Annotated in this window: 10 protein-coding genes and 1 pseudogene; 5 read left to right on the top strand and 6 right to left on the bottom strand. The window is 54.0% G+C overall.

All coding sequences use genetic code 11. The annotated features are described in order from the left end of the window. Positions 1-109: 109 nt before the first annotated feature. From pemA to DPA2511_RS14180, 4 genes are all read right to left on the bottom strand, one after another. Positions 110-1,210, bottom strand: a complete 1,101-nt coding sequence (gene pemA, locus DPA2511_RS14195) for a pectinesterase PemA (protein WP_015854448.1) — start codon at positions 1,208-1,210, stop codon at positions 110-112. 85 nt (positions 1,211-1,295) lie between these two features. Continuing rightward, complete coding sequence (gene paeY / locus DPA2511_RS14190) at positions 1,296-2,936, bottom strand: pectin acetylesterase PaeY (protein ID WP_015854447.1); 1,641 nt, start codon at positions 2,934-2,936, stop codon at positions 1,296-1,298. A 73-nt stretch (positions 2,937-3,009) separates the two neighbouring features. Then, positions 3,010-4,218 (bottom strand): polysaccharide lyase, encoded by a 1,209-nt coding sequence (locus DPA2511_RS14185; protein WP_015854446.1) that lies wholly within the window; start codon positions 4,216-4,218, stop codon positions 3,010-3,012. Between the two features lie 363 nt (positions 4,219-4,581). Continuing rightward, positions 4,582-5,775, bottom strand: a complete 1,194-nt coding sequence (locus tag DPA2511_RS14180) for a pectate lyase family protein (protein WP_015854445.1) — start codon at positions 5,773-5,775, stop codon at positions 4,582-4,584. A gap of 650 nt (positions 5,776-6,425) precedes the next feature. On the opposite strand from DPA2511_RS14180, the gene glyA reads away from it, so the two are divergent. The 5 genes and pseudogenes from glyA to DPA2511_RS14155 all read left to right on the top strand — a co-directional run bounded on the left by glyA (position 6,426) and on the right by DPA2511_RS14155 (position 11,947). Further along, entirely contained in the window at positions 6,426-7,679 is a 1,254-nt protein-coding gene (gene glyA / locus DPA2511_RS14175) for a serine hydroxymethyltransferase (protein WP_015854444.1), read from the top strand. A gap of 138 nt (positions 7,680-7,817) precedes the next feature. Beyond that, positions 7,818-8,960, top strand: coding sequence for a 3-phenylpropionate MFS transporter (locus DPA2511_RS14170; protein WP_015854443.1), 1,143 nt, complete (start codon positions 7,818-7,820; stop codon positions 8,958-8,960). Between the two features lie 49 nt (positions 8,961-9,009). Beyond that, positions 9,010-9,672 carry a DUF1007 family protein gene (locus DPA2511_RS14165; RefSeq protein ID WP_015854442.1) on the top strand — a complete coding sequence of 221 codons (663 nt, stop codon included), beginning with the start codon at positions 9,010-9,012 and terminating at the stop codon, positions 9,670-9,672. Further along, a pseudogene (locus tag DPA2511_RS21855) lies at positions 9,663-10,717 on the top strand (nickel/cobalt transporter). Before DPA2511_RS14165 ends, DPA2511_RS21855 begins: the two are co-directional and overlap by 10 nt. Before the next feature lie 108 nt (positions 10,718-10,825). After that, on the top strand, positions 10,826-11,947 hold the full coding sequence (locus DPA2511_RS14155) for an ABC transporter substrate-binding protein (RefSeq protein WP_015854440.1): 1,122 nt from the start codon (positions 10,826-10,828) through the stop codon (positions 11,945-11,947). 215 nt (positions 11,948-12,162) lie between these two features. On the opposite strand, the gene DPA2511_RS14150 is transcribed toward DPA2511_RS14155, so the two are convergent. Both DPA2511_RS14150 and DPA2511_RS14145 read right to left on the bottom strand, forming a co-directional pair. Next, a complete protein-coding gene (locus tag DPA2511_RS14150; RefSeq protein ID WP_015854439.1) occupies positions 12,163-12,963 on the bottom strand; it encodes an ABC transporter ATP-binding protein in 801 nt (266 codons plus the stop codon). After that, positions 12,960-14,042 carry a FecCD family ABC transporter permease gene (locus DPA2511_RS14145; RefSeq protein ID WP_015854438.1) on the bottom strand — a complete coding sequence of 361 codons (1,083 nt, stop codon included), beginning with the start codon at positions 14,040-14,042 and terminating at the stop codon, positions 12,960-12,962. The genes DPA2511_RS14150 and DPA2511_RS14145 overlap by 4 nt, the downstream gene beginning before the upstream one ends. Positions 14,043-14,046 lie beyond the last annotated feature (4 nt).

The following is a 14,046-nucleotide window of genomic DNA, read 5'->3' as shown; positions in this document are numbered from 1 at the left end:
CCAGTGAAACAGTGACCAGCCCTTTACTCGCGCGGATTCCAGACCGTGATAAAAAAACCGCCCTTGACGGCATGACGTCAGGGCGGTTTTTTACTTTATCGCGATGAGATCAAGGCAGGGTTGGCGTCCAACCGTTCAGCACTTTGCTCTTGGTGTACTGAGCGGCTTCCGTGCTGGTTAGCTGGCGACGTGATGAAGTAACTGCTGCGCCATTACCCGTGGATTTGTATTCGTAGAAGCGTGAGTCTTCCGGATAGAACCAGATGGTATTGCCGTCTTTATCCTTGCCGGACATCTTGTCCCAGCCGTAGATATGGTTATCCATACTGGTGTTCAGGAATACAGTTTGGCCGATAGCATTCGGGTCGGCATAACGGCCGTCCGAGAAGGTGGTCGTCGGGTGCCATGGGCGTCCCAACGCATAGCTTTTTGACGGTACGCTGCTGCTTTCCTTGATAACCCGGCTGTTGGTAATGACGAGGCCATAGGTGGTGTTGATATCGGTGCTGGGCGCGGTGAGATAGCCGTAGACGCCGCCGCTTGCGACATCGGTACGGTTACGGGATACCAGATCGCAATCGTCAAACAGGGCGGTACCATTGCCGAAGATAAAATCCACGGTGCCGCTAATGCGGCAGCCGGAGAAGAAGCTGCGGCCGCCGGAAACGTACAGCGTGTCCTGATAACTGACCAGGCTGACGTTTTTGAAGTAGGCGCGATCACTGTTGCCGGCAACGTAAAGCGCTACTGCCTGCGTATCCTTTATCTTAGTGCTGTCGCTATCGCTTTTGGCCTGGTTAGCGGGGAAGTCAAAGTCATTGCGGATAGTCAGGGCTTCTGCGGTGAAATCCTTGGCGTTGACTTTAACGGTACTGCTACCGGAGGTGCCCCACTTGGTGCCATCCGATTTGAGCGTTCCCGCCGCCGTCGTGGCCGCAATGATGGTGCCGTCGCGGCTTTGGCCTTTAAGGTGCACATTGTCCCGGCTAATGGTTAGACGTTCTTTGTACACGCCATTTTTAATATAAATCACAAATGAAGAGCTGCCCGATGGCGCACTGGCAACGGCTTCAGCGATGGTTTTAAACGCAGAACTATCGCTGGAGGATGTCGAAACGAGGGCATTGTAGGCATCCGCTGCCTGAGCATTCTGTAAACTGGCGGCGAGCAACAGCGTGAGCGCCAGTGATCCCGATATGGTTTTCAGCATACTTATATTCCTTGTATTTTAGAGGGTTGAGGTAAGGCGCATGCTGGAGTATGCGCCGGTGGTCGTGGTTGTGTTCGCGTTATTGTCAGTTCTTTGTCGCCAGCTTTGTTGCCAGCGGTTTGAGCTCAGGCGTATTCCGGATGGCATCGGCAACAATGGCGGCGACGGCAAGAGCGCCTTTTTGCTGAAAATGCGTGGTATCTGGTTGCGAGATGCTGCCTTGCTGATTGCGATAGTAAGGGTAAATATCCGGATCGACCGCCAGCCAGTATTGTTGCCACCGGCTGCCGTTATCCTGATTCGCCAGCGCGATCGTGGCGGTTTCCACATCAAGCAACGGCACCTTGTTGGCGCTGGCGGTATCGTGGATGGTTTGGGTGTAATCCCCGACGAATGCGTAGCCGTTGCTTTGATTTTGCCGGGTGTAGTGGCTGTGAACTACCGGCGTGCCTGTTTTCCCTTCGGCATTTTTTACTCTGGCGGTGGGGGTTAACAATACGGGATGCATCTGGTGCTCCCGCGCGTAGCGAATGTAGCGTTCCAGGGACTGCTGGAACGACATGTCGGGCTTCCCTGCCGGATATTGCTGTTGACCTGCGGCGTTATTGGGGTAGGTACACAAATTGGCGACATCTGCCGCGCCGCGTTCAGCTTTATTACTGTTACAGTTCTGGTCGTTATGCCCCATATGAATAAACATGTAATCGCCGGGTCGCATAAAAGGTTCCATTTGCCGGAACCAGCCTTCGTAATAAAAGTCCCGGGAACTGCGGCCTGAACGCGCGCCATTCACCACATACACATTGCCGTTCGTGCGAAATTGTTGGGCAAAGACCTGGCCCCATCCCATTCTGGGATAACGTGCTTTCTCGTAGGTGGCGGCGGTTGAATCGCCAACGATGAAAATTCGGATGTCGGATTGTTTGAGGGCCGTTAATTGTTGGCTGGCGCTGGCGTAGTCCAGTGGTTCGTAATCGCCCTGCGCATTCAACCCGACGATGGGACGGAATGCGATATCCGTCAGTACAGTGTGTCCGGCTTGTCCGGTGTTGTTGTGGTAATTGCGCGCATGGTTGATGACAGTGAGGATTTTCCACACGACAGCGTGCTGGGATGCAGCGTAAGTCAACGGGGCGAATTGGGCCGTTTGCCGAATACCTACCTGTTTGAGTGCAGTATCAAAGCCGGCATGGAAGGCCTGATGGGCAGTATTCCAGGCGCTTCGGGAAATGCCGGGAATCTCCGTTGCGTTGAGAAATTGCTGTGGGCCCAGATATCCGAGCGCTGCCGCAACGTCGGATAACATGCGGTCAGTCAGTGGGTTGATATTGGCGGTATTTTCCTTACCAGAATGAGGGGCGGGCAGTAATGCGCCCAGACAAACAGCCCTCAGTCGATTGCTGTCCAGACAATTTTCCCCACCGTATTCAATGGCGCTCAAACGCAACGGCGCTGACATCTGAGATGCATCGGCGGAGAAACGCCCGCTGTCATCGGTTTTGACATCGCGGCGTAACCCTCTGGAATCAATGACGCTGATCGTGGCCGGGAAACGGATATCGCGGGAGCTGACAATGCCGCTGATACGGGTATGGTCATTGAGCGTTATGGTGGGGAACTCGGCCGTTTCTGCTGCCGATATGGTTTCCGCCGCCAGTACCCCATGCATGGAGCCTGATATCAAGGCGCCGAACAGCACCATTCCCTGTAAAGCGGATTTTGTCATGAGTGCATAAACCTTTCAAAAGTACAGACGTAAAAACGGCCACTTGGAGAAGTGGCCGTTGCGTCAGGAAATATTACAGTTTGCCGTAACCCGCGTTACTGGTGATGCTGCTCGCCAGACTGGTCGTCATGGTTTGAGCCTTGTAGGTATAAGGGATGGTTCCCTTGTACGCCGTCAGGCTACATTCGCCGGCGAAGTCGAACGTGCTGCCGTTAACCAGCGAGCTTTTATCGGTCAGAACCTTGCTGTTGAACTGCTTGACGATACTGCAGTTTTTGTTCAGACCGTTAACACTCTTCAGGTTACTGATGGTGAAGCTATTGGCTTCAGACAGGATGCTGCCGCTGGTTCCCAGGCCTAAGCTGTACAGGTACGGATAGACACTGTGTTTTACGTCGCCGACATAAACGTTGTTATAAGCGTGGATGCTGCCGTAGCGAACGCGCGGAGTACGTTCTCTTACGCGGTCAAACACGTTTTCGAGGAAGGTGACGCGCAGTTTGCCGGAATCCTGGGAGGAGTTGCTGTCGCTGTGGCCAATCAGGATAGTCTTATCATGCAGCTCGAAACGGCTGTTGGAGACGGTGATGTAGTCAGCGCCTTTTTTGATGTCCAGTGATCCGTCGTGCTGTACATAGGTTTCACCGTTCTTGGTGGTGTACTGGTCATCGGTAAAGCTGCCGTCGCTGATGGTGAGGTGGTCGACCCATACGTGATCGGAGTTGTCGATCACCACCGCATCCCACTCGGCGTTCCAGCCGTCGCCATCTTCATAGACCGGTGCTACGTCAACCGGGGTCTCAACGTAGAGATTACGCAGAATAACGTTGCTTACGCCTTTCACCACCAGCGTCCCTTTGGTGATCTTGGCCTTGCTACCAATGCCGATGATGGTGGTATTGGAGGGGACGCTCAGCTGACTGCGGGATTTCTGGTCTGATGCGCTGGTGTAGGCTTTGCCGCCGCTGACATCGATAGCGCCGGTAATCTGGATGATTTTCGCCGTAGTACCTGCATTCAGCGCGGTTTTAAGGTCAGCCAGTGTGCTGACGGCATAAATGTTGGAAGAGCTTGCCTTGGCTCCCCCAGTCGTACCACCACTTTGTGTCGCCCAGCCGATGGAGGCGGACTCGGTTGCTTTGGTCGTTTGCAGGCTGGCGGCGTTGGCGCCCGTCGTTATGACGGAAGCTAATACAGCCGTAGCCAGAAGGGTTTTCGTGGTTGCCAGCACGCCGTGGGAGATGGTTGAGCGTCCTGCACCCGTCTTACGTGTGTTGTTCATCGCGTAGTTCCTTGCTGTTAATGATATTGTCAAAAAATCATTTCTATAAAAATGAAATTAAATTTCACCCTTGTCGGCACTTGATTTTATTCATTGGTGGGTGACATTTTGTGATCTGTGTTGTTTTTTTTGTTCAGACTTTGTTCGGGTTTTCTAAACTGTGATCGATACCGGTAACTATTTGTAATCAGTGAAAAAAACACCCATCTAATAAAATCAAATGAAATGATTATTCCCGTTACTTTTCATAATAAAAAATTATTCTTCATAAAATGCGCGATGAACACGAGGCGTGAGGAGGATGGATGAATGGACTCGTCAACAGTGAAAACGGCCACCCGAAGGCGGCCGTGAAGAGATCGATCAGAGTTTGCCTGAGCCGGCATTGTTTACAATGCTTTGTGACAACGCGGTAGTCATGGTTTGTGCGGTATAGGTATAAGGGATGGTGTCTGAATAGGTGGTCAGCCCGCAATCCGACAAATCCACCGAACTGCCGTTCAACAGTGAGCCGCTATCCGAGAAATTGCCGTTGTTGAATTTTTTTACAATCTTGCAGTTCTTCTTCAAATTGCTGACTTCAAAGCTATTTTTCTCCGACAGCAGGCTGCCTTTGGTGCCAATGCCGAAACTGTACAGGTAGGGGTATACGCTGTGCTTCACATCACCCTGATAGACATTATTGAACGAATGGATATTGCCGAAACGTACCCGCGGAGCCCGTTCCCGAACATTGCTGAACAGGTTGTTGTACAGCGTAACGTGCAGTTTGCCGGCATCCTGTGCGGAGTTGGTATCGCTATGACCGATGAGCATGGTTTTGTCATGCTGTTCGAAACGACTGTTGGAGACCGTGACGTAGTCGGCGCCGCGCTTGATATCCAGCGCACCGTCGTGTTGCACATAGGTTTCACCGTCTTTGGTGGTGTACATATCGTCGGTAAAACTGCCGTCGCTGATGGTGACGTGATCGACCCATACGTGCTGGGCGTTGTTGATGTTCATGCCATCCCATTCGGCGTTCCAGCCGTCACCGTCTTCATAGTGAGGTGCAACATCCACCGGGGTTTCGATATAGACGTTACGAACGATGACGTTGGTCACATCCTTGATGATCAACGAGCCGTTGGTGAGTTTCGCATCAGTACCGATACCGAAGATGGTGGTATTAGACGGGATGCTTAACTGGCTGCGCGTCTGTTGGTCTGTAAAACTGGTGTAGGCCGTACCGCCGCTGACGTCGATCTTCCCTTTGATCTGGATGATCTTCGGTGTGCTACCGGCATTCAATGCAGTTTTGAACTCACTGATATTGGTGACGACATAAATGTAGTCGCTGGCGGCGCTGGCGCCCCCGGTGGTCGACCCATTCTGCGACGCCCAGCCGACAGTCGGCGCTGTTTCCCGGGCTTTGCTGCTTAATAGCTCGGCAGCAAATGCGCTGGAGGTCAGCATTGATGCCGCCACCACGGATGCCAGCAGGCAACGGGAGGTTTTCAGGGCGGTGATTGACGCTATTCCTTTCCTTTGAATCGATGAGGTTAATACCTTGGTCATAATGATTTCCTTACCTTGTTCCTTGCCAAAAAAACCTTCATTTAAATTGGAATGGTATTTTAAATAAATGAATATTACGTTTCATGATGGATGTCGCTATTTTTAATTTTGCGGTTTAAATCATGGTTAATTTATTATTTTTTAATATATTTCATATGGTTATTTTTTTAGAGGGATGGGTTGTGGTTCGGCAGAATAGAGACGCTGTCGCGACGGGTGAGGCTGATACGTTTTTCCAGAACGGTCGCATAGGCACAGCTGGCGCTGAACCACGCTCCCTACTGTGCTGGTCGCCGTGACGATGATGTGTTGTTCAATACATACGCCGCATTGTGATTGATGATGTGTATCTTTAATACGTTTTATGGCGTCTGCTCATCGTCCAGTGATGAGGGGATGCAAGGCGCGATACGTGTGGATGAAGAAGGCCGCTGAATGAAAAAAACGCAGGTGACGAGTGAGAAAATGTCAGCTGGAATCCAGATTGAAAAAAATACGGGAACCCTTGTCCCACCTGTAGCTAATCGTTTGCGTAAAAACCTCTGTCAAGCCCTATCATCGTCAGTACAAAACGGTTTACACTATGAACCTCTGCCCTCTGGGGCGATTTTTTTAATGCAGAAGCACGTTAGCTGAGTCAGGAGATGCGGATGTTAAAGCGTGAAATGAACATTGCCGATTACGATGCCGAATTGTGGCAAGCAATGCAGCAAGAAGTGGTGCGTCAGGAAGAGCACATCGAACTGATTGCGTCTGAAAACTATACCAGTCCACGCGTCATGCAGGCCCAGGGGTCTCAACTGACCAACAAATACGCCGAAGGGTATCCGGGCAAACGCTACTACGGCGGTTGCGAATACGTTGACGTGGTTGAGCAACTGGCTATCGATCGCGCCAAGGAACTGTTTGGCGCCGACTACGCCAACGTGCAGCCGCACTCCGGCTCTCAGGCTAACTTCGCTGTCTACACCGCGCTGCTGCAGCCGGGCGACACCATTCTGGGCATGAACCTGGCGCACGGCGGCCACCTGACTCACGGCTCTCCGGTCAACCTGTCCGGTAAACTCTACAACGTCGTGCCTTACGGCATCGACGACAGCGGCAAAATCAACTATGACGAAATGGCTGAATTGGCCCGTACTCATAAGCCGAAAATGATCGTGGGCGGGTTCTCCGCCTATTCCGGTGTTGTCGACTGGGCGAAAATGCGTGAAATCGCCGACAGCATCGGCGCTTATCTGTTCGTCGATATGGCGCACGTCGCCGGTCTGGTTGCTGCGGGCGTTTATCCGACCCCGGTGCCGCATGCTCATATCGTAACCACCACTACCCACAAAACGCTGGCCGGTCCGCGTGGCGGCCTGATTCTGGCGAAAGGCGGCGACGAAGAGCTGTATAAGAAGCTGAACTCTGCCGTATTCCCGGGCGGACAGGGCGGCCCGCTGATGCACGTTATCGCCGGTAAAGCGGTAGCGCTGAAAGAAGCGATGGAGCCGGAATTCAAAACCTACCAGCAGCAGGTCGCGAAAAATGCCAAAGCGATGGTGGAAGTGTTCCTGTCTCGCGGCTTCAACGTGGTGTCTGGCGGTACTGACAACCACCTGTTCTTGCTGGATCTGGTCAGCAAAAACCTGACCGGTAAAGAGGCGGATGCTGCGCTGGGCCGCGCCAATATCACCGTCAACAAAAACAGCGTGCCGAACGATCCGAAGAGCCCGTTCGTGACCTCCGGTATCCGTATCGGTACACCGGCAGCCACTCGCCGTGGTTTCAAAGAAGCGGAAGTGCGTGAACTGGCCGGCTGGATCTGCGATGTGCTGGATAGCATCAACGACGAAGCGGTGATCGAGCGTACTAAGCAGAAAGTGTTGGATATCTGCGCCCGGTTCCCGGTTTACGCCTGATTTCGTTTTTTAACCGGCTCCTGTTGTTGAGCCGGCACTTACCGTATCAACGCCAGCCTTTGTGCTGGCGTTTTCTTTGATAGGGCGGCTGCACCGTCGGCTCTCTGACAGAGTAACGTGCCGTACAGGGGGGTAAATATGGTTCTGCAATCAACGTACTGGCTGGCGCTGAGTTATTTCACCTACTTTTTCAGCTACGGCGTGTTTCTTCCGTTTTGGGGCGGGTGGCTGCGTGGCGAGGGGTTGACGGCCGAGTCGATCGGGATCCTGCTTGGCGCTGGTTTAGTGGCGCGTTTCGTCGGAAGCTTGTTTATTACCCCTTGTATCAAAAATCCGGCAACGCTTATCACTGCGCTGCGTCTGCTGGCATTGTTATCGCTGATAGCATTCGCCGGCTTCTGGTTTGGTAGCGCAGTGGTCTGGCTGCTGCTGGTGATGGTTGGTTTTAATCTGGTGTTTTCCCCGCTGCTTCCGCTGACGGATACACTGGCGGCGACCTGGCAAAAGCAGATGCCGATTGATTATGGCCGCGCCAGGTTATGGGGGTCGGTGGCTTTTGTGGCGGGGTCGGCGGCTACAGGCAAACTGGTTTTGTTGTGGGGGCATCAGGCGATTCTGGTTACGCTGGCGATAGGTATGGTTGCCATGCTGTCCGGCATGATGATCAGGCCACATGTTATGCCGAAAGCATCGGCGTTATCGACGGCTAAAAACAGCACGGTTCCCTGGGGGCGGTTGCTGACTGAGCGTGCCGTTTGGCGATTTCTGCTGTGCGTGGCGCTATTGCAGGGGGCACATGCCGCCTATTACGGTTTCAGCGTGATTTACTGGCAGCAGTCTGGTTATACCGCCGATGTGATCGGCTATCTTTGGTCGCTGGGCGTGGTGGCTGAAATCGTTATTTTTGCGCTCAGCCGCCGGTTGTTCCACGCCTGGAGCGCATCGGCGTTGCTGATGTTGTCTGCTGTGTGCGGGGTGTTGCGCTGGGGGTTAATGGGGGCGACGGTCTCGCTACCCTGGCTGGTGGTGATTCAGCTATTGCACTGCGGTACTTTCGCCGTGTGTCACCTGGCAGCGATGCGTTTTATCGCTATGCGCGACGACACCGACGTTTTACGGTTGCAGGCGGCCTATTCCGCATTGGCGACCGGTGGGGCGATCGCGGTGATGACGGTGCTGTCCGGATTTTTATTCGAGTATTTGCAGGGTGCGACGTTCTGGGTGATGGCGTTGTTGGTCGTTCCGGCGTTTTTTCTGCGCCCATCCACGAAAACATCCTAACGGATGGTTGCCATGCAGCGGACGACGACGACCGTTGAAAGGATAAAATATGTTACGTTATAACGTTTTTGATTTTCCCCGTCGCTGGTTAAGCTGCCTGCTATGCGGGAGTGCGCTGTTGCCGTTTGCGGCGGTGGCGCATCCTCATAGTTTTATCGATATGCAGACCCAGGTAGAAGGACAAGGTGAAGTGATCACCGGATTTCGCATGACCTGGACGATGGATCCCATTACCTCGGCCGACCTGCTTTACGATGCCGGCGACGCGCCGCGGGATTCTGTGGTTTGGAAGAAACTGGCGGCCGAAGTGATGGCGAACGTATTGGGGCAGCACTATTTCACCGATGTCTATCGCGACGGCAAGGCGGTGAAATACCAGCCGATGCCGACGGAGTATCACTTGTCGAGTCAGGGAAACAAAGCTGTGCTGGAGTTTGTATTACCGTTAGCGCATCCCCAACCGTTGACGGGAAAACCGCTGCAGATATTTACGTATGATCCCACTTATTTTGTTGATATGTATTATAAAAAAGATACCGATATTACGCTGTCGCCCGTACTGGCTACAAGGTGTAACACCACGCTGACGACGCCCAAACCTGATGCTTCCCTGCAATCTTATGCGTTGTCATTGGATAAAGGCGCCAAACCGGCCAAAGAGGTTGAACTTGGCAAACAGTTTGCTCAACGGATTACTTTGCAATGTCAGTAAACCTGCCTGAGGCGCGGATTCGTCTGACCCGCGGCCCGCTGGCGTTGCTGGCGCTCGCTGCGCTGCTGCTTGCCGGCGGCATCTGGATGTTGGTGCTCTGGTGGCCATCTATTTTGCTGCTGAGTGTGATGGGGCAGAAAGTGTTGCATCAGCAGATGGCCGATCTGATGGCGATGGTGCAGACGCAGCCTCAAAAAACCGGTGTGACGCTGATGGGGTTTAGCCTGGCGTATGGCGTGTTGCACGCCGTTGGTCCGGGTCATGGAAAAGTGGTGATTACGGCATACCTCGCTACCCACCCGTCGAGACTGAAAGGCAGCTTGCAGATGACTTTCGCGGCGGCGTTGTTGCAGGGGATGATGGCGATAGGGTTGACGACGCTGGTGCTGATGGTGTTTCAGCTTTCCAGCCGGACTTTGCACCTCAGCAGTTTCTGGATGGAAAAAGGCAGCTTTGTGCTGGTGGTCGGGTTGGGCGGATGGTTATGTTTCCGGGCGTTGGGGCGGTTGTGGCGATTGCTGCATTCAGCCGATATGCGTAAGCCAGGATTGCGTATTCAGCACTTGCATCCTCTCGCTGATACGCCGACGTCAGGCCGGCAGAGCGTGCTGATGATGACGGACACTGCCGGATATGATGCCGTCTGCGGATGTGGGCATCGGCATGTGCCCGATGCGATGTCGTTGAATCGGGCTGAGGGTTGGCGTACCCGGCTGATGATTGTCCTGGCAATGGGACTGCGCCCTTGCTCCGGTGCCATCATGGTGCTGCTGTTCGCCAAGGTGCTAGGGGTATTCATCTGGGGTGTCATGTCGGCACTGGCGATGGCGATGGGAACCGCACTGACGGTCTCCCTACTTGGTGCGCTGGTGTTTTTTGTCGTCGTCAGATGGAGCGTATCGTTGTGCATCGTTCTTCCTCCTGGCAAGTCGTCGTCTGGCCGCTACTTTCGCTGGCTGGCGGCCTGGTACTGGTCTGTAGCGGTATGGCGCTCTATTTGAGTGCCGAAGCCGGTATTTTGGGCGGTAGCCCATTGTTCGGCTGATCTTCTGCGTTGAATTCCCGTTTAAACATATTGCTCATTTATTTCCGTCACTTTATTATTTCGTGAGAATGATAATGACTTTCATTATCCATTAAGGGCGAAAACAAAATGAAGACGTGGTTGTGTGCAATTGGCATGGTGTTGGGGATGGTTTCGGTCGTCAGGGCGGCGCCGATCGTGGTTGAAGACGTCAGCGGCAGAACAGTTGAAATCAAATCTGAAGTCAAACGGGTCATTTTGGGGGAAGGACGGCAAATTTATCTGCTGGCTGCGTTCGACACGGAGGCGCCTTTCCAGCGTGTTGTGGGGTGGCGTGACGATTTGTCTAAGGCGGATTACGACGGCTATATGGCTTATGAACGTAAGTATCCGCAGATCAAACAGTTGCCGACCTTTGGCGGCGCCAAAGACGGGACTTTTAATGTTGAGCAGGCAGTGAACCTGAAGCCCGATCTGGTGCTAATGAACCTGGAATCGAAAGCGGCGACTGATGAAGCGAAACTGACTGAAAAACTGGCTGGTTTGGGAATTCCGGTGGTGTTTATCGATTTTCGCGAGAAGCCATTCGAAAATGCGGAAAAGAGCATTCGTATCATGGGGCAGTTGATCGGCAAACCTGAGCGCGCCGAGCAGATAATCCAGTTCCGTCGTCAGCAGATTGATATTGTCATCAAACGCCTGAAAAATTATCAGGGCGTTCGGCCGAAGGTGATGATTGACCGGGCCGGCGGTTATACCGAAGAGTGCTGCATGTCTTTCGGCAACGAGAACTTCGGTAAAATGGTGGAAGCCGCCGGAGGCATCAACATTGCCAAGGGGATTATTCCCGGTACGTTCGGGACGCTGAACCCGGAACAGATTATCAGCGCCCGCCCGGACGTGGTGGTCGTGACCGGCGCCAACTGGAAAAACTACAATACCGCCAATGGCTGGGTCGGCGTTGGCCCCGGCGCCGATCAGGCGCAGGCATTACAGCGCTTGCAGGCGCTGATGCAGCGATCGGCGTTCCGCACGCTGCCGGTTGCCGTAAATGGCAATGCGCACGCCATATGGCATCAGTTCTATGACAGTCCTTATCAATTTGTAGCGATTCAGGCTATCGCCAAGTGGCTGCATCCCGATTTGTTCAAAGACATCGATCCGGACGCCACCTTCCGGACTTTCCATGAGAAATTCCTGCCGTTACCGTATCAGCCGGGGTATTGGGTAACGTTACCGGCGAAGTCCTGAATGTGCGCTAAGTAGGCTGCTGGTATCGCCGGCAGCGTGTTGACGTCCAATTGACGTCATTCGTTTCGCTGTCGCCGCCGCCTCTCGCCTGAGGATATTCAGGCGTGTAGCGGATATGATGGGTCTATCTCATTGTCTCTATTAATAAAAATGCCCCGCGTATAGCGCAGGGCGTTTTTTTAATCAGGAAACCGTTGCGGAAAGGGTGGGGCGAATTACAGGGAGGGCGCAGCGACCAGACCGTCGATCATGACCTGGGGAATGCCGCGTGAGCAGCGCTCGATGCGCCCGCGAACGCCGTAGACGGTCGCCAGGCTCTCTTCGCTGATCACTTCATCCGGTACGCCATCGGCAATGACCTGACCATTTTTCAGCATCAGAATGTGATCGCCATGGCGCAGTGCAATGTTGATGTCGTGTACCACGACAACCGTGACGATATTGCGTTTACGGGTTTCCTGACGCACCAGATCCATCACATGGAACTGATAATTGAGATCCAGCGCGCTGAGCGGCTCATCGAGCAGTAGCAGCGATGGGTGACGAATCAGCGATTGCGCCAGCCCGACCAGCTGTTTTTGCCCGCCGGAGAGTTGATCCAAATAACTGAGTGCCAGATGCTCAATCCCCAACTGCTTCAACAACAACATCACATCATCTTGGTTGCTGGAATGAGGGGTCAGGCTTCCCGATGCGCGTTGCGCCACAATGATGGATTCCAGCACATGCAGATGCACGCCAGCCGGCAGCGATTGCGGCAGGTAGACCACTTTTTCGGCACGTTTGGCGAACGGGAGCTGCATCAGGTTGACATCGTCAAGCCGCAGTTCGCCCTGCGCCGGGCCGAGCCCCGCCAATGCGCGCAATAATGTGGATTTACCGCTGCCGTTAGGCCCCAGTAACACGGTGATTTTTCCGCGCGGCAGCAGGGGAACGGACAAGTCGGAGATCACGGCGTGCCGGGGATAACCGGCGTGAAAGTGAGCGATGCTCAAACCACTGATTGACGAATTCATGCATTCCCCCGATGACGCAGAATAATACTCAGGAAGAACGGAACGCCGACCAGCGAGGTGACGATCCCGACGGGAATGATCACGCCGGGCAGCAGATTCTTGGACGCGACGGACGCCAGCGAGAGCACCAGCGCGCCGGTCAGCGCGCTGGCGGGCAGATAGAAACGATGATCTTCACCGAATACCATGCGGGCGATGTGCGGCGCCACCAGCCCGATGAAACCGATGGGGCCGACAAAGGCTACCGACAATGCAGACAGAAAACTGATGCGCAGCAAGGTGGCGAGGCGAAGGCGACGAACGTTGATGCCGAAGCTGATCGCCCGATCCTCGCCTAAGCGCAACGCGGTCAGCTTCCAGGCGCTCATCATGGACAGCGGCATAACTACCATCAGGACAACGACCAGTATGCCTAATTTTTCCCAGGAGGAGCGCGCCAGACTACCCATGGTCCAGAACACCAGACCTTGCAGGGTATCTTCGTTGGCGATGAACTGTAGGATCGAAACTAATGCATTGAACGTGAATACCAGCGCGATGCCGAACAGTACGACGCCGGACGTCGCCACTTTCGTCCAACGGGTAATGCCGTCCAGCAATAAAGCAGCCAGTAAGGCGAAGAAAAATGCATTAGCGGAAATAAACCATTGTACCGGTACGCCGGGGATCCCGATGCCGAGTACGATGGCCAGCGCCGCGCCAAACGCGGCAGCGGAAGAGACTCCCAGTGTAAACGGGCTGGCGAGTGGGTTGTTCAGGATGGTCTGCATTTCTGCTCCTGCTAATCCCAACGCCAGCCCGACAACCACCGCCATCAGCGCATACGGCAGGCGGATATCCCAAACGATCACCCTACTGCCGGCGTCGGCATTGGCGGGATCGGTTAGGGTTTGCCACAGGACATGCAGAGGTAGGCCGGATGGGCCCAGCACAAAGTCCAGCAGCAGCGAGCCGAGAATCGCTACCGCCAGCACCGCCATAACCAGCAATCGATGGCGAACGATGTGCTGATAGTGACTCATCACTGTGTTTTCCGCCGCGTTGATGCGGCTGATGTTTGGCTCGGTGGTTACACTCATGAAC

It is taken from the genome of Musicola paradisiaca NCPPB 2511 (assembly GCF_000400505.1).
Classification (GTDB): Bacteria; Pseudomonadota; Gammaproteobacteria; order Enterobacterales; family Enterobacteriaceae; genus Musicola; species Musicola paradisiaca.
The sequence above is the reverse complement of the archived record's forward strand: the minus strand, read 5'-3'. Positions and strand labels throughout refer to the sequence as shown.